Below are 18444 nucleotides of genomic sequence, written 5' to 3' on the forward strand. Positions count from 1 at the left end.
CTTTCAGGAGATGTGCCAGCCAGAGGTGAATTTTCAACAAGTTGTTTTTTATAGGTTTTACATGGAACAACATCACCAGCTAGATTTAAATATTGCATTTTGCATTGCATTTGATGCAGCATGACATTGCATTTTGCAATACACACAGGCTCATCTGACAGCCCCCTGCGAGGCTTCTCCATGAAAAGACTGACCATCAGCCGCAAGACACTGCTGGCCATGATCGGCCTGGCGATCCCCTCCCTGCTGATTTTTACGGTGCTCACCCTCACCGCCACCGCCAACATCCTGCGCGCCAACAGCACCCGACAGATCGAGGAACTCGCCGAACACTCCGTCCAAAGCCTGCAGCAACTGGTCAGGCGTTCCAAAACCACTCTCATGACCATCGCCGCCACCCAGAATGTGAGAGACTACCTGAGCTGGCGCAGCGGCGGCGAGGTCACGGCCTGGCCCCAGGTTCTCAGTCGGTTGGAAGAAAGTTTCCTCGATTTCCAGCAGCTTGACCCCAGCATCCAGGCCATCCGCCTCCTTGATGAGGAGGGAAACGTCCTGGTCAAGGTGCGGGAGGGCGTCGTCATCCCAAGACGGGAAACGCCCCCTTCCGAGCAAAGCCTCCCCCTGGTGGAGTCGCTCAAGAACCGGGATTTCTTTCAAGGGACCATGGTGCTGCAACAGGGAGAGATTTGGACGTCCAACATGGAACGCGGGAAGGTCGAAGGCGAGGAATACTGGTGCCCGGCAATGGTGCGCTTCTCCACCCCCCTGTTTCTGGAAGATGGCCGCCGCGCGGGGGCGCTCATCATCAATGTCTGGGGAGAGACGGCCGGCAGGCTCATCAACCAGCTGATATCGCCTGAAGAAGGCGCCGCGTTTCTGGTCGAACGCAACCTCAATCAGCCATCACGCAACGGCATCTACCTTTTCCACCAGGACAGGACCTGCGAATTCGGCAACCAGACAGGAAGCGAGATCACTGCCTTTCAGCAATTTCCTGATGAATTAACCTCCGCCTGGATGTCTCAGCCCCAGGGGGTGAGCTTCCACCCTGACACGGGGGACATCCTCGCCCACCGCTTCTATTCCCCCTATAACGACTCCCGCCATGGCTGGGTGCTGGTTATCAACGCCAGCCGCGACTTCTTCCTCGCCCCGCTGGCGAACCTGAAGCAGCACATCTTGGTCTCCACCTTTGCAGTCCTTCTTTTCACTGTCCTGGCCGCAGGATTTTTCGCCCGCACTCTGACCCGTCCTCTCCAGGCAGTCATCGACGGTACTCACCGCCTGAGCAAAGACTTAGGTTACCGCATCCGCATTGGCAGCCGTGACGAGGTCGGTTTTCTCGCCGATGAAATCAATCGCATGGCCGATACCCTGCAGAGCAATCTGGAAGAACAGGCCCGCGTCGAACAGCAGATCTGCCACACCGAGAAACTCGCCTCGGTCGGGGAGATGGCTGCAGGCCTGGCCCATGAACTCAACACCCCGCTCGGCAACATCCAGGCACTGGCCAGCCTGGCGGGGAAAGAGCTCGACGGCGGCAAGCTTGACACGGCCGCCCTGCGCCAGGATCTGGCGGACATCACCGATCAAACGGGCAAGTGCAGCCGCATCCTCAGTGGTCTGCTCAGCTTCGCCCGCAAGCAGCATCCCAACCTGGCCCTGCAGGACATCAACACTTTGATTGAAGAGGCTCTGAGGCTGGTCCGCATCCGCCAGGAAAAGGAGGATATCCGCATCGACTTTTCTCCCGATCCCGCCCTGCCCTATGTGCGGGTGGACGGCCACCAGATCCAGCAGGTTTTTGTCAATCTTCTGCTCAACGCCTTCGACGCAATGCCTGACGGCGGCACGGTGCATATCACCTGCACCGACGAAGAACAGCGGATCGCGGTGCGTATCCGCGATGAGGGGGATGGCATCCCCGCCGAGAACCTGCGCAAGATCTTCGACCCCTTCTTCACCACCAAGGAAGCGGGTAAAGGCACGGGGCTTGGTTTGTCTGTGAGCTACGGTATCGTGCAGAGCCAGGGAGGTACGATCGAGGTGGAATCGCCGCCGGGGCAAGGAGCAACGTTCACCCTGCGGCTGCCTAAAGGAGTCTACTGACGATGAGTGGAAAAATCCGCATTCTGGTCGTCGATGACGACCCGCTGACCTGCCGCATCCTTGAACGCATGCTCAAGAAGGACTACCAGGTCAGCAGCTATACCAGCAGCGAAGAGGGGCTGCAGCATCTCCGCAGCCAAGGGACAGATCTGCTGTTCACCGACCTCAAAATGCCCAGGATCAACGGCTTCGAACTTATGGCCAAGGCTCACGAAATCGACCCGGCCATCATAGTCTTCATCATCACCGGTTTCTCCTCCCTGGACAACGCCGTGGCTGCTGTCAAAAAAGGAGCCTACGACTACATCGCAAAGCCTTTCGAACCCGACGATGTCCAGCTGCGCATCGCCCGCGCCCTCAAGGAGCGGACCCTGGAAACCCAGGTCGACCGCCTGCAGCAGGAACGGCAGCGCGGCCGGGAGCAGGAGACCCCCCTGACCTGCAACGCAAGGATGGAAGAGCTGTTGGAGCTGGCGCGCCGGGTGGCGATGACGGACAGCAACGTCCTCATTCAGGGAGAAACCGGGGTCGGCAAGGAAGTGCTGGCCCGCTTCATTCACCGGCAAAGCCCCCGTTCCGCCGGCGCCTTCGTACCCGTTAACTGCGGCGCCCTCGCAGAAGGGGTGTTGGAAAGTGAACTCTTCGGCCACGAAAAAGGGGCTTTCACCGGGGCCACCTCAAAACGCAGCGGCTACTTTGAGCTGGCCGATAAAGGCACCCTGCTCCTTGACGAGATCGGCACCACCAATGCCAACTTTCAGGTCAAGCTGCTGCGTGTTCTGCAGGAGCGCCTCGTTCATCCCGTCGGCAGCAGCCGTCCCGTTCCCGTTGACGTGCGGCTCATCGCCGCCGCCAACATCGACCTGGCAGAAGCCGCCCGCAGCGATCTTTTCCGCAGCGACCTCTACTACCGTCTCAGCGTTGTGACCCTGCACATCCCCCCTCTACGGGAACGGTGCGAGGACATCCCCCTGCTGGCCCGGCATTTCCTCGAAAAATACCGGCATATCAATCCCAGGGTGCAGGACATCACCCCCGAAGGGTTGTCCCGCCTGCAGGGCTACAGCTTCCCGGGCAACGTGCGCGAACTGGAAAACATCATCGAGCGCGCCATGATCCTGGCCACAGGTAACGCCCTTTGCACCGACACCCTGCTCCTCGGCGGCATGACGCCCGCACCGGCCCAAACCTCAGGCGGCAAGCCCCTCGCCATGGAAGAGGCGGAGAAGAACCACATCCTCCAGGTGCTCGCCCAATGCGGCGGCCGAAAAGGAGAAGCCGCCGATCTGCTCGGCATCAACAAGAGCACCCTGTGGCGCAAGATGAAACGCTTCGGAATCGAGTAACTATCCCCCGGCTTTGCAGGGGGATAGTTACTCCAAGCTTGGTTCCCAGGATAAATCCAGTCCTTTCTCGGAACTTCGACGGGTTTCTCCTGGGACTCGGGACGAAGCGCAGGTGGCTGGTAGTTCTTCGGGGAAAACGACTGCAGGACATCCTGCAGGCGTTCCTTGCCGAACTCCCGAATGGCCAGTTCCTGCATGGCGTTGAATCTCTGCCGTAGCTTGTTCCAGGCATCGTCGGGGAGCTTCCCGGCCTTGTGCGCGGCTTGGGTGGTGGCCATGCGGGAACGTAGCCAGGCAAAGTATTCAGGCGACAGACGGCGACACAGCGTGCCGTCGATCTCCATGTCTTCAGGCCAGTCGCGTGCGTCTTCGATCTCGTGGACGTTGAGCCCAGTGGAGACATAGATTGCGGGCTGCGGTGGTATTTGGGGAATGTCTCTCACGCTGGACTGGAATTTCTCTGGTGGGAGCCGCCGAAACAGTGAGTCAAAAAAATATTTCAGCCCATAGGGGGTGAGACCTCTGGATTTACCACCGCAACCACCGCAAAGGCCATGAAAGCCTTGCCTGGCAATGGTTTGGCGTGCGGTGGTTATCCACCGCAAGGGACAGCGGTGTTCACCGCACCACCGCAAAAGAAAAGGACGCCCGAGAGCGTCCTGGATGATTGGGTCAGTATGGCGTGGAATCAGAGATTGGCGGTCTTGACGATCCGGCACTCGAAGTTCTTGGTGTGGGCGTTGCGCTGCCGGTCGATGTCAAACCCGGCGTCCCGGATGACGTCCAGGTCGTTGCTGATGCGCCGACCGAGCTGGGCGGGCTTCTTGTATTCGAACTCGAGGTTGAATTCCCGGCCGACCCTGCGCAGCGCCGCGAGCAGCCGTCCCGCCGACACCGCAGCCGAAGCAGTACCAGCCCTGTTTGTCGAGCATCACGTGCAGCGACAGGCGCGACTGGCTCTGATGGTTGGGGCAGTCGCACATCAAGCGCTGGCCGGTCTCCTGGGTGATCCGTCCCGGCAGGAGTTCCCGGGCCACGTCACCGATGTCCATCTCGGTGACGAGCCGGTAATACTCCCTGACGTTATCCGTTCCGCCCATACTCATTCGGCCTCCGCGACACGGGCGAAATCGGCATCCGCGTGCTGGGCTGCGTCCAGAAACAGGGGCAAAAAGGTCCGGCGGTCATCCACCTGGCAACGCTTGGCGCAGTTCTGGATGCCCCAATGGTCACCCAGGACAATGGCGGTGCGCCGGGCGCGGTTCACCCCGGTGTAGAGCAGATTGCGGTGGTGCATGAAGGAATGCGCCTTGTGGACCACCACCACGGCGCAGGGGAACTCGGAGCCCTGGGTTTTGTGAATGGTGAGCGCATAGGCGAGCTGCAGATCCTGCAGGTCGGGCGAACTCTTCTCCAGCTCTACCGGCATGCCGTCGAAGTCGATGACCAGGGTGGCGTTCGCGAGGACATCGACCACATAGCCGATGGCCCCGTTCATCACGTTCAGGTCGTAGTTGTTCCGGGTCTGGATGACCTTGTCGTGCTTGAGAAACGGGGCGCGGCGGCCCATGAAAAACACTGTGCCGCCTGAATCCGGCTCAGGCACCTGGCCGATAAGGGGCGCGAATATCTCAGTCTTGTCCCGACAGGTCAGGGCAAAGGCTTCTCGGTTACTGGATTGCCCGGGAAACGGTGGTCATCGAAGGTTGTTCGGGATGAGGAAACCACGCTTTCTATCTCTCGTCATTCCCAACCAGTCGAGCCCCCATTTCGAAGGCCTTCGCACAGTCGAGGGGAAACACTTCCTTCCGTCTCTGGGCTTTTTTCTCAGGGTCAAACCGTGGAGCATAAACCTTTGAGTAGTCTTCGAACTGGTAGGTATCATAACTACACAGTGTCTCTGAAACTCCAAATATCATTTTCAGGATCATCTCAGTGGTGCTGATGTGATGGTCAAACCCCAGTTCTTCAGCCATCTCCTCGGTTGCACCCAGGGTGTAGATAGAACCGGTCTTGATTTTTCTGGGAAAGAGCGACTCAGTTGGGTCCGTATAGGTCAGAAATGGAAAAACCAGGCGTTCCAAAAACGCTCTCATCTGAGCTGTTGATGTTCCCAAATAGATCGGTGACCCGAAGATAAGTGACTGAGCATCCAGAACCTTCTTTAAGATGGGTGTCAGGTCATCCTTTACCGCGCATCTGCCATAGCTTTTCCCGTTCATCATCTTGCATGAGAAACAACTTATGCATCCTTTATAGTTCAGATCATACAGATGGATGAGCTCGGTTTCAGCGCCCTTCGAAGATGCACCTTCCAAGGCTTTTCCAAGCAGGGTCGCTGTGTTCCACTTTTTTCTGGGACTTCCGTTGAATGCTATGACCTTCATGCTCAAATCCTCCTGTGAATTTACCGTTTGCAAAACCGCTGAAAGAGAAACAGATGTCGGTGGGGATATTGCAATTCATGCCAAGCAACTGGCACATGGCTGGCTCCGTAATTCGGATTGCAGACTGGCGTAAAACCATGGATAGCAGGCTTTAACACCAGTACTTGAGAAAAGATGAGCTTTCTGATGCCGGAGAAAATCCGGCACCAACTCCGCTGTAAACTGGACCGTTTTTTCTATTCCAGCGCAATCACTGGCCCAGTCCCATACACCTGAAAACGCAGATAAGAAAGCACTGTTGATTTACTCCGAATCAAACTCAAGAGAATGTTCTATCCGGATGCAGCCAGTTACGCTCATGGCTGCGGGACACTTTTCGATGTAATTCTCCATTGCCGAAGAGATTGTCAAACTCTATAAACGCCGCTGGGACATCGAGGTGTTCTTCAAGATCTCAAAGAGCTATTTGCGCTTGGCCAAAGAGTTCCAGAGCCGTAGCTACGATGCGTTGGTTGCCCATACAACGATTGTGTTTGCCCGTTATATCATGCTGGAATTGGCCAGGCGTTCGGCAAAAGACCCAAGAACGCTGGGCAGCCTGTTCCATGCCGGGTGCGATGAGTTGCGGCAAACCAGTTTTGCCGAAGCCGTCACCTTGTTGTTGACCTCGTTGCGGCAGTTGATTAAGGGGTTCGGCGATAAAATCGCGGCACCAATCGCGCAGGCCTTGGACGCATTTTGGGCGCAAATGCCGAGCTTATTGCGAAGGCCGATGCTACTTCCAGCCTGTATTTTTTAAAAGATCAATGTGATATCAAACTATTACGCCGCTTGGGGCGGTGCGAAAGTTGAGTTAAAAACAAAATATAAGCACTAAGACTGGGTCAATTCAATCTACAGTCTCAGGAATTTATCATGTTCGCTCTCAACATCTCACGATAGTACCCGTCATGCTTCGGTGAGGAGATAATCGTCTTGATACTCATATCCACGCGCTTTTGCGAACGATATAGTTGGAAGATGTAGCCTGACATGCGGGTGTCGCCGATGATCAAGTATCCGCTTATCTTCCCTTCCACCATGTATACCCGGCGCCAGATGTCCCCCTGTTGCCAAGTGACCGGCTCGCCGCTGAAGCTGCCAGCTGAAACAATCGGGAAGTCGATATGTTTTTTCAACACATTGGTGTTGATCGAACCGGCATATTCACCGTCACCCTGGACCAGATGGCGGGCGGCGGTGCGTGCCTGAGCCATGGCGTTGGGATAGGTGGCGTAAATTCCGTCTTTACCGGTGACCAAGTGCGGGGTGATCGCTACATCGCCAGCGCAGTAGATGGTCGGGTCCGCCAGCATCTGCGGGGAAACGGTCACCCCTTTGTCTTGTCCGGTCATTGCCTCTGAATTTGGAGAGACGCCGATGGCGATTATCAACAGTGTGGTCTCCATGCTGCCGCCGTCAGAGAAGCTGACTCCGGTCAACTGCCCGTGGTCGGCTGTGATGCCGTCAACCGTGGCTTTAAGGCGGATGTTTATCCCGGTCTTCTCCCGTAGTTTGTCGGTGGCAAAGTGGCCGCCATCCTCATCGGTCATCTGGGAGAGTACGCGGGTATTGCGATGCACTAGGGTGATCTCAAGACCACGGTGCCAGAGGGCCAGGGCCGCATCCACACCGATGAAACCACCGCCGAACACCACGGCTCTGGTGACATTATGTTCAAGAACATAACGATCAATTGCCACCATGTCGGTCAGGGTCTTGAAGCCGAAGACTCCGCTGGTATCCAGCCACTCAGGGTTGGGATACCAGCTTTTGGCGCCGGTTGCATAGAAGAGGCGGTCGTAACTTTCGCTCTTTCCAGACGCGGTGGTGATCAAGCGTCGTTCCGGGTCGACCGACACCACCGGACTCCCCAAGCGGCTGGTGACCCCATATCTTTCATAGAAGTCACTCCCCTTCCAGTAAACCGTATCGAGCGGTTCACCGGCCAGGAAAAATGGGATCACACAGGGTGAATAGGGGGGGTAATTCTCATCTCCGACCATGGTGATCGGGCCTTCGAACCCCTCCAGCCGCAAGCGTTGGACAAATTCAGCCGCAGCCATCCCGGTGCCGACAGTAACGACCTTCATCGTTCCTCTCCACTACGACGTTGACACTCCTTGCGGCGCAGTTCTCGAAAAAGCTCCAGCAGCGGAGGCATCCGGTCGTCTTTCCCTAATAGATATTGTTTCAGCCCGCTGCGTGCCCTGCCGCCTCTGATATCTTCTAAATCGCCGTAGATCAAGGCGCCGGAATGGCAGGCTTCGACACAAGCCGGTTGCCCTCCTTGCTTGATCCGGTCATTACAGAGGTCGCATTTGTAGGCCACATCCCTGCCGTATTTGGCGCGATGGGTCTCCTTGAAGGCGATAGCGTCAAAGGGGCAAACCATGGCGCACATTGCACAGGCTTTACACATATCTGGGTTCAACAGTACCGCGCCGCTCGTCTCGTCACGGGTAATGGCGCCCGAGGGACAGGCGTCAAGACAGTCGGCAGGTGAACAGTGGCGGCAGGAGAGCGGGAAGGCTTCGTGCTCGACACCGAGCACCCGCACATTGATCTGCGTTTTGGTGTCACCCAGCATTCCGAAAAGGTTGTGGCTCGGGTGATGTTCAATGGCGCAGACCGTTTCACACGCCTTGCAGGCCATACATTTCTTGTAATCGACAAACACTTTTTTCATGGTGTTCCTCCCATGTCAGTGTGAATGATTTTCTGCGCATTCGCAGGTGTGCGACCCAAGGCGGGAGGCAAGGGCCGCGACAGCAGCCCCGTAGTCGCTATCCTTCATATCCATGATCCTAGTGACCGCTGGTTCGAGTGTTTCAAGCCGTGGCTCGAATGGCAGCAGGAATACGGAATTGAAGTTTTGCGCCAGACCGGTACCAATGTAATCGTCGAAGCGGGCCATCTTTTCTGCGGTCCCCTGGTTGCCACGGTTGATGACCAAGGAAACATGGGCAATGCCGGACTCCCGCGCAAGCTTGGCGGAATGTTCGGCCACGGTTAAAGCGTTGAAAGTGTCGTCGGAGACGACCAGACAGTGATTAAAGCCTTTGGCCAGCGCCCGGCCAAAATGCTCTACTCCGGCCTGGGTGTCGAGCAGAATCGCCTCGTTGTCACGTAGCGCCAGATGGCGGATGGTGGAATCAAGCAGTACGTTTTCGGCGCAGAGGCAGCCGCCACCAGCCTGCTTGACAGTCCCCATCACCAGCAGGTTGAGGTTGTTGGAAACGTTAACTCCGAAGCGTTTCACCACGTCGTTGACGTCCGGATTCAGTTTAAACATCGCACCCCAACCGCTAGCACCGGGGCGGATGCCGGTCTTCTCCTCGATATAGCCATGGTTCAGATTAAGCGGAACAATTTTGCCCGCAGCCTCAATACCCAGGCCAAGCGCATGAGGGAGGTTCATCTGCGGGTCTTCATCCACCGCCAGCACCATGACTCCATTGCGTGCCAGTTGCGTGGCAAGACAGGAAGTCAGGGTGGTTTTCCCAACCCCCCCCTTGCCGGTGATCACGACGCGAAATCCGTTACCTTGACACATAGAGACTTCACCTTAACAGTTAATGTTAAATCGACAGCGCCGCGCGGCGTTCCATGATGATCGCTTCCATCTTGTCGGCGGCAACGAGCGGATCTTCCTCAACAAAGAAGTAGCCCCCCAGTAAATCCTTGGCACCCTCAGTGAGAATACTGGTGACAGCTGGACTACCGAGGATCGGCGGCAGTGGCCAGAGGTGTACCGGGATTCCGCTGCCCACAAAGTAGGAACCGATGGCGACCGCTTTTTCAGTGGTCCATTCCGGTGCCGAGCCGACCAGCGGCAATTGGGAGATGTCCAGGTCGAGATGGTCAGCAATCGCTCCGGCCAACACCAGCATCCGCGAACAGTCCACGCACGATCCCATATGCAGTACCGGCGGGATGCCGAGCTGCTTGCAGACGGCCTTGAGGCCGTCACCGGCCAACTCCTGGGCCGAGAGATCCATCAATCCGGCCTTGGCCGCTCCGATTGCCCAGCAGCCGGTGCCGATCACCAGGATATCGCGTTTGATCAGTTCGGCGGTCAACTGGCGGTGAAATAAATCCTGCTGCACCTTGACGTTGTTGCACCCGACAATTCCGGCTACCCCTTTGATCGTGCCGTTCAGGATCAGATCGATCAGCGACTTGGGCGTACCCCCCAACGCCTTGAGAATTTCTTCCACCGTAAATCCAACCATGGCGGTTGCAGTATGTTCGGGGATATTGATGCGGTTTTTGTTGCGCCGCGGGAAGGCGGCGATCGCCTCATTGAGTATTTTCAGTGAGATGGCGTCGGCCTGATCCTCATGGAACTGGATGTGGACTGCGCCGGGGATCTTGGCCTGGTCACTGGTGGTGATGAAGCGGGTATGAAAGCAGGAGGCCAAATCGGCCAGGGCCGGATAGATGCACTGTACGTCCACCACCATGGCGTCCACAGCCCCGGTCATGATCGCCAGTTCGCTGTGCGCCTCGTTGCCAGCCATGCCGACCCCTTGGCGCAGCAGCACCTCGTTACCGGTGCAACAGAGACCGACGATATTCACCCGCGTCGCGCCAGCGACAACCGCAGCCTGATGGATTTCCGGTTTCTGGGCCATTTCGACTATTTTTGCCGAAAGAATCGGCTCATGGCCATGAATAACGACATTGACGCTGTCGATCTCAAGCACGCCCAGATTGGCTTTTATCGTTTTGATGGTCGGCGTGCCGAGCAGGATGTCCTGCACCGAGGTGGCGATCATCGAACCACCCCAGCCGTCAGCGAGGGAACAGCGAATGCTCTGGGCGATCAGGGAGAGCGGGTCGGCATCACACCCGAAGTGGGTACGATGGAGGATATCGACCGCCTCGCGGTCAATGCCGCGCGGCAGCAGACCGATCACGGAGCCAGTGCTTTCCAAAAGGGTCTTTTCCAGGTTCTTCAGATGCTGATAGCGCTTTTTCGGCATGAACTTTTTCAGAAAGATGATCGGTTCATCGTCCTGTTTGCCAAAACAGTTGATGGCGGCATCGGCCAGGTCATTGGCAATCTCCGGGAACCCTCGCCCCTCGGTGGGGATGCCGATCCGGGTGGCGACAGCCACCAGCTTGTCCGTATCGGTCAGCTGATAATTGGTGTTGGCACCTGTTGCCACGGCTTTCAGCAGCAGAGCGGCCTTGCGGCCGTGATCAGAATGGGAGGAGGAACCGGCCGCGGCCATACGCGCCAAGTTGCGCGCCACGATGGTATCGGCGGTTGCACCGCAGACACCCTGAGTAGGGCCCTCTCCGAACGGATCGATCCGGCATGGTCCCATCGAACAAATCTTGCAGCAGGTGCCAAGCTGGCCGTAACTGCACTGTGGCTGCTGTTTCTCATAGCGACTCCACTGGTTGTCGTACTGCTCTCTGTCAGCAATCGCCAACATCTCCACCGCCACCGGATCTGCGCTCCGGTGATCATGTTTTCCGCATCCTGCGTCGCACGTAGACATAGTAGAATCCTCCCTTAATCTATTAGTAACTGATCTTGACAAAAAGTATACTGAACATAGATACACGTGGAAAAGCAGGAACTTGTGAAATGCCTCAGGGGTATGTAAAGGGAGGGCAAATGTGAGTGAAAGTTATTTGATGCCGATTTCGACCAGGAATTCCTGAAGTTTGTTGCGACTGATTGGCAGGCAGAGATCTCTCCCCTTGACGTTCACGGTGCACTCTAGTCGCTCCCGGTTTACTTTAATTACTTTGGAAATATTGATCAGATAGCTGCGGTGAGTCCGGAAGAAACTATCGTCCGGCAGACGTTTGGCGATAGAGCCAATGGCCATGCCGCAGTGATACTCACCTGATTCGGCGTAGATCTGAGCATAGATGTTATCTGCCTTGATGTAGATGATCTCCTCCGGCTTGAGCAGGCGGAGATCCCCATTTGAGGTGACTGGCACCCGAAAGAGTTTACGTTTCGACAAGATAAGCTGGGTGATGTCGTAGAAGGTGGCGCAGAGTTGGTCCTCGACCATGTCGCGGTTTACCAGAGGGGTCAGTTTAATCAGCAAATAGCGATCCAGGCCGTCATGACGAATCATTTTCAGCGACAGCGGAATCTGGCGTTTCGATTCCCCTGCCAGGCGCAGCATGTCGCCGACCTTTGCGCGATCCTTTTCGTGGTGAAAGCCGAGGATGTCCGTCTGAAAGAGCCGTTCGACAGGTATTCCCCCAAACATCAGGAAAAACATGCGGTTGATATGCGAGATCGAATGGTCACTGTTGAGAATCACGACCCCCGGTTCAAGGCTTTCGATCATACTGATAAGGCTGCGACTGCTCATGAATTGATCCTGAGAGGGAACAGGCCACTCAATTGAGAAGTTGCCATTGTGACCTTCCCTCGAAATTGTGGACAGTCCGAAAAGCTGCTAAAACAGCACAAGGAGGACTGGTATGGTTTAGAAGGGAAAGCGTTATACCCGTGAAATTAAGATCGAGACGGTACATTTGTAACTGGCATTGATCACTCCGTAACCGATGTGGCCAGAGATCTGGCAATCCCCCCCCCAAAACACGCTTTACAAATGGATTCACCAGTACGGCGAGAATCCCGTTGAATTTTGGGAACCACATCTATTTATCCCATGATAAGTAACCAGTCAAGAACACGGGCGACAGGTGTAAAGGTAGTTGTCAATTCTATCCGATAAGTTATGTCAGCAATATATGATCTATGAAAAGCATGGGGATTGCCCAATTATTAAATACCCTGGCCTACAGTAACCTGCCCGGTTTCCGGGATCGTTTAGAGAATATCCTGGAAAATACCAAGGGCGTTGCTGATGGTGCCACTCAAGTCTTTACAGGATCTTCAATAATTATGCGCAGCCGCTTTCCAAGAGCAGCGGTTGCTTGTTCCAAAGTTTTGAGCGTAACGGCAGTGTTCTGCGGGTCAAGAAGTCGGTTGACCGCCGCCCGGGAGGTGTGCATTTTGGCTGCCATTTCGGTCTTGGTCAGACGTTGATTCTCCATCTCCTGGTGGATCTGGTAGGCCAAAATCCTCTTAGCTGCGGTTGCCTCGACCTCGCCCAGGATGCCTTCCTCAGTAAGGAAGCTATCAAAATCGCTACCGATATTTTTATGAGTTGCCATCGATTTCAGCCTTTCTTTTGCGTGCCAGTTTCATGTCGTCATCCGGAGTTTGCTGGGTCTTCTTTATGAAGCCGTGAAGGAGGATGATCTGAGGGCCATGGGTGCAAAAAAGAACGCGAGCGATACGGTTTGCCAGCCTGGAGCGCACCTCGAAAAGCCCCTCTCCTAAAGGTCGCACCAAAGGCATGCCGAGGGGCCAGCCCCACTGGACAGTCTTGATGTCCTCACCGATGATCTTCCGTTCCTCCTGTGGCAAATCCTTTAACCACTCGCGGACGGGTTCTCTACCACTGTCCTGCCGAAAAAATTTCACTTGTAGTGGTTTTGGAGTTTCCATGACAGCCTAATTGTATCAAAATTGATACGAATGGCAAGAAAAAACAACGAGAAAGGAGGAAGTCATGGGAATGAGAGTTGGGTACGCACGGGTGAGTTCATCAGGGCAAAAACTGGATCTTCAAATGGACCGGCTGGCCGACTGCGACCGCATCTACCATGAGAAGGCATCGGCCGCTTCAGCGAAGGGCCGACCAGAACTGCAAAAGGCTCTCGATTTTGTCCGGGATGAGGATGTTTTCGTGGTCACCAAGCTCGACCGCTTGGCAAGATCAGTAGTCGACCTGGCCGGAATTGTCCAGAAACTCGAAGCAAAGAATGTCGACCTAGTCGTCCTGGACCAGGGGTCGACACGACAACTATGTATGGCCGGCTTCAGTTTAATATCCTTGCCGCGATCGGTGAGTTCGAGCGGGAGCTGATCAAAGAACGATCCATGGAGGGGCGCCTCAAGGCCATCGCCCGCGGAGTGAAGTTTGGCGCCAAGCCGAAATTGACCAAGCAGGAGATCGCGGAGTTGGTCAGGGACTTCGAAGCGCCGGGGTGCAGCAAAACATTAATTGCCGAACATTAGTAAACGTCAACTGACACCATCTTGATCAGGCGAGTGTATCGCGGCATTCTTCTGCTTGGCTGCCAACCATCGATCCGGTAGCAGTTCATGGATGCGCCGGGCGGGATGCCCCATAATGCGGCGCAAAACATCTTCAAGGTAGGTTTGCGGATCGATGCCCAGATTTCGGCAGGTCTGCACCAGGGAGAGCAGAACCGCACTGGCCCGGCCGCCGTTTTCGCTGCCAACGAACAACCAGTTTTTGCGCCCGATGGTCAGGGGGCGGATGGCGCGCTCGGCGACGTTGTTGTCCAGCCGGGCATCGGGATGATTCAGATAATTTTCAAAATGCGGGGCAAGGCTCAGATAGTAGTTCAGCGCCTGGTGGAATTTGGACTTGGGCAAGATTCCACCGGCCAGCACCCGTTCTTTGATAATCTGCGTCAGCTCATCTAAAATCGGCTTTTCGAGCTCGCGCCGGATGCGCAGCCGCTGCTTGGGAGTGCGCGCCCAGGCCACGCGCTCAAGCAGAAACAGATAGCGGATCTTGCGTAGAATGAGGCCGCGCAACTCGGGATCGCCGCTTTCGGCCTCGACGAACTTGCGGCGCACGTGCGCCATACACGGACACCAGTCGATTCCCTCGCGCTGGGCGAGCTTTTCATAGGCGCCGTACTTATCCGAATGCAGCAGTCCCTTGAACTCTTTGAGAGTCTTCTCGGGATGCGCATGGTTGCGATTGCGGTGAAACTCGAAGAAGCGGTAAGGCGGATCACCGCCTCCACCGCCGGCATAGACCCACATATAAGCCTGCTTGCAGCGCCCCTTGCCTTTTTCCTGCAGGCGAATCGGGCTTTCATCGGCAAAAAACGACGCCGCTTTGCAGAATCCGGGACTTCATAGCCTCATAGAGCGGGGAAAGCCCCTCGCCAAGCGTCAGAACCCACTTGGAGAGGGTCTGGCGGCTGATGTGAATCTGCGAGCGCCCCAGGATTTCCACCAGACGGTTCAGCGGCAGGTGGTCGGCGAATTTGGCATTCAGAACATAGGCGAGCAGACTCTCGTCAGCCGCACAGCGCTCGATGACCGCCTCGGGCAAAGAGGCCGTGCGCACACCCAGATCGGGATGGTTGCGCGAGGCATATTTGGGCCGCACATACTCGATGATGTAGAACTGCTCGGCCGTGCGCGCCAGCTTGCGCGAGATCTCTTCTCCGATGCACACCAGGGGCTCGCCGGTTTGCGGACAGGTTTTCTCATGCGCCGCCACATCGAGCTCGACCCGTTTGACCGGAAGGTCATCGGGGTAGCTCAGCGTATCGGCGCCACGATTTCTAGCCGGCTTTCGCCGCGTATAGTGGATCTCCTGCGTTTTTTCCTGGGGCAGCGACGCCGCGATCTGGTCGCCAAAATCCAGCGGCAGGGTCTGGCTGTCCGGGTTGCCCACGATGCGCTCGCTTCGGCGGCCGAAGAGCTGTTTCTGCATCCAGGCGAGCTGCTCGCTTAGCAGCGCAACCTGCGCCTGCAGAGCCGCGATGTCGGCATCTTTTTGCCGCAGAAGATCGTGGACGCACGACGTGTCCGCCTTGGTGTCATCCTCATTCAACATGGCGAAAATACTAACACAAATCGGCATTAAAGGGAAGAGGTAACGCCTCATTTCGGCAAGGAAAATCGCCTGCTCAGCCGCTTTGGCGTCACCCCCTCGAGCAGCAGAACGAACTGCTGGCGAGTGAGCACATCGCGGCCACCGAAACAGTCCGGGAAGCTGCCCTGTTCCAGACGCTTGTACCAGATGGCAAAGCCGTCGCCCTCCCAATATAGGATCTTGATCAGGTTGCGACGGCGGTTGAGAAACAGAAAAAGCGAACCGGTCAGTAGCTTGCCGGGAAAGGCCGCCTCGACAAGCGCGCTTAGCCCCTCGAAGCTCTTGCGCATATCGACGGGCTGGTCGCAGAGGTGAATGGGCTGGCAGCCGGAGGGACGCATCGGCTACCCCTTTTTGAGTACCGCCAGGACTTCTCGCAGCAGGCCGGGGTCGAACCCATGACCCACGTGGAGATAAATCCCGTTGCACTCCAAGCACAAAGGCGAGCGATCACGCCCGATTGGAAGTTGGACAAACTTTCCAGAGACCTCCGTGATCAGCGACAATTAAATCTCCCGTCCGGCGACAATTATAATTCCCGAAATTTTTAGGGGATTGTAAGCTTCCGCCCATCTTTAAAGAAAGGATGGCGGATGGTCACCGATCAACAAGTAAGGAGGTTATTCAAGCTGATGAAAACGCAAACCACAGGCTGCGTTGCCGCTGCCAAGGCCGGCATGGATGAAAAGACCGCCCGCAAGTACGTGAAGGCGGGCAACCTACCCAGCGAGCTCAAGGTTGAGCACACCTGGCGAACCAGAACGGACCCCTTTGAGGCCCATTGGGAGGACATTCGTGAGAAGCTTGCCGATAATCCGGGGCTGGAGGCCAAGACCCTCTTCGAGGATCTCCAGCGCCGCTTTCCCGGCGTCTTCTCAGACGGCCAGCTGCGCACCCTGCAGCGTCGCGTGAAGCGGTGGCGGGCCCTGGAAGGTCCCTCCAAGGAAACGTTCTTCCCTCAGCTGCACCGCCCCGGCGAGCTGGCCCAGTCCGATTACACGCACATGGGCAAGCTCGGCATCACCATCGCCAAACAGCCCTTCGACCACCTCATCTATCACTTCGTGCTCACCTACTCCAACTGGGAAACCGGCAGCATCTGCTACTCGGAGAGCTTCGAAAGCCTCAGCGAGGGGCTGCAGGCGGCGTTGTGGGAACTCGGCGGCGTGCCACAGGCTCATCAGACGGACCGGCTGACGGCGGCCGTGCACAACGCCCTGCACCAGGAAGAATTCACCCAACGCTATCAGGCTCTGCTCAGGCATTACAACCTGAGTGGTCGCAAGACGCAGGCCGCCAGCCCCAACGAGAACGGCGACGTGGAGCAGAGCAACTACCGTTTGAAGAGGGCGGTTCGCCAGGCCCTCCTTCTGCGCGGCAGCTTCGACTTCGAGAGCATCGAGGAGTACCGGCGCTTTTTGCGCGAGCTCTTCACCAAGCTCAACCGCGGTCGCCGCGAGCGTTTTCTGGAGGAGCAACGCATACTGCGCCACCTGCCACAAAGGCGGCTGGAGAGCTGTACGCGCCTTGAGGTCACGGTCAGTCGCGCAAGCACCATCCGGGTCAGCAACAACACCTATTCCGTCGAAAGCCGCCTGATCGGCGAGAGCCTACAAGTTGAGCTTTTTGCCGACCATCTCGATCTTTTCTACGCTCAGAAGCGCGTGGACTCGATGCCTCGCCTGCGCGGCAGGTGCCGGCATCTTATCAACTACCGCCACGTCATCGATCAGCTGCAGCGAAAGCCTGGAGCCTTCGAGAATTACCGCTACCGCGAGGAGATGTTTCCCGGCAGCTGTTTCCGGCTCGCCTATGACGAGCTCAAAGAGCGCCACACCCAGCAAGTGGCCGCTCGCGAGTACCTCAAGATACTGGCGCTGGCGGCCAAAGAGAGCGAAGTGGCGGTTGCTGCGGCCCTGGACGAGCTGTGCGGGCATCAACCCGTCACGGCACAGGCCGTGGAGGAGTTGGTGCACGCACAGCAGATTGCCTCGCCTGTGACCGAGATCGGAGTCGCCGCAGTCGACCTTCTCAGCTACGATCGCCTATTGTCCGGGCAGCAGGAGCTGGCCCATGCAATCTGAGAAGGAGAAAGCAGCCCGCCTGCACCGCCACCTGACCGAACTGCACCTGCCCACCATCCGGCGCTGCTATCAGGAGAGCGCAATCGCAGCGCGCCGGGACAACTGGGAGTACGAGAGCTACCTGCTGGAGCTGGCCGAGCGCGAGCGCGAAGAGCGCCGTAACGCCAGGACCGCGCGCCTGCTCAAGGACTCGAAACTGCCGCTGGAGAAAAACCTCAAGGCGTTTGACCGCAAGCGATTGCCTCGTAAGGTCGATACACAGCTGACCCAGCTGCTCAAGGCGACGTTTCTCGATCATAAGGAAAACGTCCTGGCCTTCGGCAATCCCGGCAGCGGCAAGACCCATCTGCTGTGCGCGGTGGCCCAGGAGCTCATTTATCAGGGCCGGCAGATACGCTTTATGCCCTGTAACCTGCTGGTGCAGGAGCTTCTGATCGCCAAGAGGGATCTGACGCTGGCCCGCGTGCTCAAGCGCTACGCAAAATACGAGGCGCTGATCATCGACGACATCGGGTACGTGCAGCAAAGCCGCGAGGAGATGGAGGTCCTCTTCACCCTGCTGGCGGATCGCTATGAGCGTAGCAGCATCATGCTCACCAGCAATCTGCCCTTCTCAAAATGGGAGCAGATCTTCAAGGATCCCATGACCACAGCGGCGGCCATTGACCGACTCGTTCACCACAGCGTGATTCTGGAGCTCAATATGCCCAGCTACCGTTTGGAGCAATCACAAAAGGCGCAGGCCCTGACTGAGCCACACCAAGAGACCCTTTAGGAGCAA

At 56.8% G+C, this 18444-nt stretch carries 17 protein-coding genes and 5 pseudogenes; 7 read left to right on the forward strand and 15 right to left on the reverse strand.

Going from position 1 to position 18444, the window contains the following annotated elements:
• Positions 1 to 180 precede the first annotated feature (180 nt).
• On the forward strand, positions 181 to 2109 hold the full coding sequence (locus GSUB_RS09715; protein ID WP_052464844.1) for a sensor histidine kinase: 1929 nt from the start codon (positions 181 to 183) through the stop codon (positions 2107 to 2109).
• Positions 2110 to 2111: 2 nt separating this feature from the next.
• A complete protein-coding gene (locus tag GSUB_RS09720) occupies positions 2112 to 3455 on the forward strand; it encodes a sigma-54-dependent transcriptional regulator (RefSeq protein ID WP_040200531.1) in 1344 nt (447 codons plus the stop codon).
• 688 nt (positions 3456 to 4143) lie between these two features.
• Here the strand turns inward: GSUB_RS09720 and GSUB_RS19750 are convergent.
• The 5 genes and pseudogenes from GSUB_RS19750 to GSUB_RS20105 all read right to left on the reverse strand — a co-directional run.
• A complete protein-coding gene (locus tag GSUB_RS19750) occupies positions 4144 to 4350 on the reverse strand; it encodes a hypothetical protein (protein WP_040200532.1) in 207 nt (68 codons plus the stop codon).
• Positions 4340 to 4561, reverse strand: a pseudogene (locus GSUB_RS20100) (CHC2 zinc finger domain-containing protein); the annotation flags it as partial. The pseudogene GSUB_RS20100 and the gene GSUB_RS19750, both read right to left, overlap by 11 nt.
• Positions 4558 to 5025 (reverse strand): ATP-binding domain-containing protein, encoded by a 468-nt coding sequence (locus GSUB_RS09730; RefSeq protein ID WP_235269941.1) that lies wholly within the window; start codon positions 5023 to 5025, stop codon positions 4558 to 4560. The pseudogene GSUB_RS20100 and the gene GSUB_RS09730, both read right to left, overlap by 4 nt.
• A gap of 163 nt (positions 5026 to 5188) precedes the next feature.
• Positions 5189 to 5842, reverse strand: coding sequence for a flavodoxin family protein (locus tag GSUB_RS09735; protein ID WP_040200534.1), 654 nt, complete (start codon positions 5840 to 5842; stop codon positions 5189 to 5191).
• A gap of 13 nt (positions 5843 to 5855) precedes the next feature.
• Positions 5856 to 5939: pseudogene (locus GSUB_RS20105) on the reverse strand (class II glutamine amidotransferase); the annotation flags it as partial.
• 297 nt (positions 5940 to 6236) lie between these two features.
• Here GSUB_RS20105 and GSUB_RS19085 point away from each other — a divergent pair.
• Positions 6237 to 6641: pseudogene (locus GSUB_RS19085) on the forward strand (transposase); the annotation flags it as partial.
• A gap of 103 nt (positions 6642 to 6744) precedes the next feature.
• Here GSUB_RS19085 and GSUB_RS09745 read toward each other — a convergent pair.
• The 5 genes from GSUB_RS09745 to GSUB_RS09765 all read right to left on the reverse strand — a co-directional run bounded on the left by GSUB_RS09745 (position 6745) and on the right by GSUB_RS09765 (position 12231).
• Positions 6745 to 7974 carry an NAD(P)/FAD-dependent oxidoreductase gene (locus GSUB_RS09745; protein WP_040200537.1) on the reverse strand — a complete coding sequence of 410 codons (1230 nt, stop codon included), beginning with the start codon at positions 7972 to 7974 and terminating at the stop codon, positions 6745 to 6747.
• Positions 7971 to 8570, reverse strand: coding sequence for a 4Fe-4S dicluster domain-containing protein (locus tag GSUB_RS09750; RefSeq protein WP_040200539.1), 600 nt, complete (start codon positions 8568 to 8570; stop codon positions 7971 to 7973). The genes GSUB_RS09745 and GSUB_RS09750 overlap by 4 nt, the downstream gene beginning before the upstream one ends.
• 15 nt (positions 8571 to 8585) lie before the next feature.
• Entirely contained in the window at positions 8586 to 9437 is an 852-nt protein-coding gene (locus GSUB_RS09755; protein WP_040200541.1) for an ATP-binding protein, read from the reverse strand.
• A 25-nt stretch (positions 9438 to 9462) separates the two neighbouring features.
• Complete coding sequence (gene cooS / locus GSUB_RS09760) at positions 9463 to 11394, reverse strand: anaerobic carbon-monoxide dehydrogenase catalytic subunit (RefSeq protein WP_040200542.1); 1932 nt, start codon at positions 11392 to 11394, stop codon at positions 9463 to 9465.
• A 132-nt stretch (positions 11395 to 11526) separates the two neighbouring features.
• The gene (locus GSUB_RS09765) at positions 11527 to 12231 is read right to left on the reverse strand and encodes a LytTR family transcriptional regulator DNA-binding domain-containing protein (protein WP_040200543.1); all 705 of its coding nucleotides are present in this window, start codon (positions 12229 to 12231) and stop codon (positions 11527 to 11529) included.
• A gap of 145 nt (positions 12232 to 12376) precedes the next feature.
• Between GSUB_RS09765 and GSUB_RS20195 the strand changes: the two are divergent.
• A pseudogene (locus GSUB_RS20195) lies at positions 12377 to 12508 on the forward strand (transposase); the annotation flags it as partial.
• A gap of 234 nt (positions 12509 to 12742) precedes the next feature.
• On the opposite strand, the gene GSUB_RS09770 reads toward GSUB_RS20195, so the two are convergent.
• Both GSUB_RS09770 and GSUB_RS09775 read right to left on the reverse strand, forming a co-directional pair.
• On the reverse strand, positions 12743 to 13042 hold the full coding sequence (locus GSUB_RS09770; protein WP_040200544.1) for an XRE family transcriptional regulator: 300 nt from the start codon (positions 13040 to 13042) through the stop codon (positions 12743 to 12745).
• Positions 13029 to 13379 (reverse strand): type II toxin-antitoxin system RelE/ParE family toxin, encoded by a 351-nt coding sequence (locus tag GSUB_RS09775; protein WP_040200545.1) that lies wholly within the window; start codon positions 13377 to 13379, stop codon positions 13029 to 13031. Before GSUB_RS09775 ends, GSUB_RS09770 begins: the two co-directional genes overlap by 14 nt.
• Positions 13380 to 13503: 124 nt before the next feature.
• On the opposite strand from GSUB_RS09775, the pseudogene GSUB_RS09780 reads away from it, so the two are divergent.
• Positions 13504 to 13952 (forward strand): annotated as a pseudogene (locus GSUB_RS09780) (recombinase family protein).
• A gap of 6 nt (positions 13953 to 13958) precedes the next feature.
• On the opposite strand, the gene tnpC reads toward GSUB_RS09780, so the two are convergent.
• Genes tnpC through tnpB form a run of 3 tightly spaced genes read right to left on the reverse strand, consistent with a single transcriptional unit; the run spans position 13959 to position 15920 of the window.
• The gene (tnpC, locus tag GSUB_RS09785; RefSeq protein ID WP_144401996.1) at positions 13959 to 14780 is read right to left on the reverse strand and encodes an IS66 family transposase; all 822 of its coding nucleotides are present in this window, start codon (positions 14778 to 14780) and stop codon (positions 13959 to 13961) included.
• 7 nt (positions 14781 to 14787) lie between these two features.
• Positions 14788 to 15540 (reverse strand): IS66 family transposase, encoded by a 753-nt coding sequence (locus GSUB_RS09790; RefSeq protein WP_158414071.1) that lies wholly within the window; start codon positions 15538 to 15540, stop codon positions 14788 to 14790.
• Between the two features lie 47 nt (positions 15541 to 15587).
• The gene (gene tnpB, locus GSUB_RS09795) at positions 15588 to 15920 is read right to left on the reverse strand and encodes an IS66 family insertion sequence element accessory protein TnpB (RefSeq protein ID WP_040200548.1); all 333 of its coding nucleotides are present in this window, start codon (positions 15918 to 15920) and stop codon (positions 15588 to 15590) included.
• Between the two features lie 291 nt (positions 15921 to 16211).
• Here tnpB and istA point away from each other — a divergent pair, with 291 nt between their 5' ends.
• Both istA and istB read left to right on the forward strand, forming a co-directional pair.
• A complete protein-coding gene (istA, locus tag GSUB_RS09800; protein WP_084211813.1) occupies positions 16212 to 17663 on the forward strand; it encodes an IS21 family transposase in 1452 nt (483 codons plus the stop codon).
• Positions 17653 to 18438, forward strand: a complete 786-nt coding sequence (istB, locus tag GSUB_RS09805; RefSeq protein ID WP_040199855.1) for an IS21-like element helper ATPase IstB — start codon at positions 17653 to 17655, stop codon at positions 18436 to 18438. Before istA ends, istB begins: the two co-directional genes overlap by 11 nt.
• The last annotated feature ends 6 nt before the right edge of the window (positions 18439 to 18444 follow it).

This window comes from Geoalkalibacter subterraneus, assembly GCF_000827125.1.
Taxonomy (GTDB): domain Bacteria; phylum Desulfobacterota; class Desulfuromonadia; order Desulfuromonadales; family Geoalkalibacteraceae; genus Geoalkalibacter_A; species Geoalkalibacter_A subterraneus.